This window comes from Gilvimarinus gilvus, from assembly GCF_030518155.1.
GTDB classification, from domain to species: domain Bacteria; phylum Pseudomonadota; class Gammaproteobacteria; order Pseudomonadales; family Cellvibrionaceae; genus Gilvimarinus; species Gilvimarinus gilvus.
Window position 1 is genome coordinate 1 of the sequence record NZ_JAULRU010000421.1, and the last position, 444, is coordinate 444.

General features: G+C 65.3%; 1 protein-coding gene. It reads right to left on the reverse strand.

What is annotated here, in order from left to right; genetic code table 11:
- Nucleotides 1-444: TolC family protein (locus QWI17_RS08230; RefSeq protein ID WP_302722044.1), on the reverse strand; the 444-nt coding region annotated here is incomplete at both ends.

Here is a 444-nt window from a genome sequence, read left to right on the forward strand (position 1 = left end):
TATTGCGACTGATATTCCTCCAGGGTGGCGCGGGCGCTTTCCACGCGGGATTCGGCCTGTACCACGTCGGAGCGGGTGCTGGCGCCCATGTCGCTGCGCTGGCGAGCCATTCCGGCAATGTCGCCCACCCCGCGGATCTGCTCGCGGGCAATGGCCATCAACTGTTCGTAGCGGCGGGTTTCGATCCAGGCATAGGCAGTGTCACGGGCAAGGTCGTCCACCACCAGTAGGATATTGGCCTGGGCCCGCGCGGCGGCGGCCTGCGCCGCGTTGACGGCGCTGTCGACCTTGCCGAAATCGTAGAGCATCTGCTTGAGCGACAGGTTGAGGGCCTGGCTGTTGCGATCGCCCCCGTAGCCGGTGTCATAACCGGTGCGGATACCGCCGGAAATCTGCGGGTAGTAACCCGCGCGGGCGACGTTGATGCCCTCGCCCTGTTTGTAC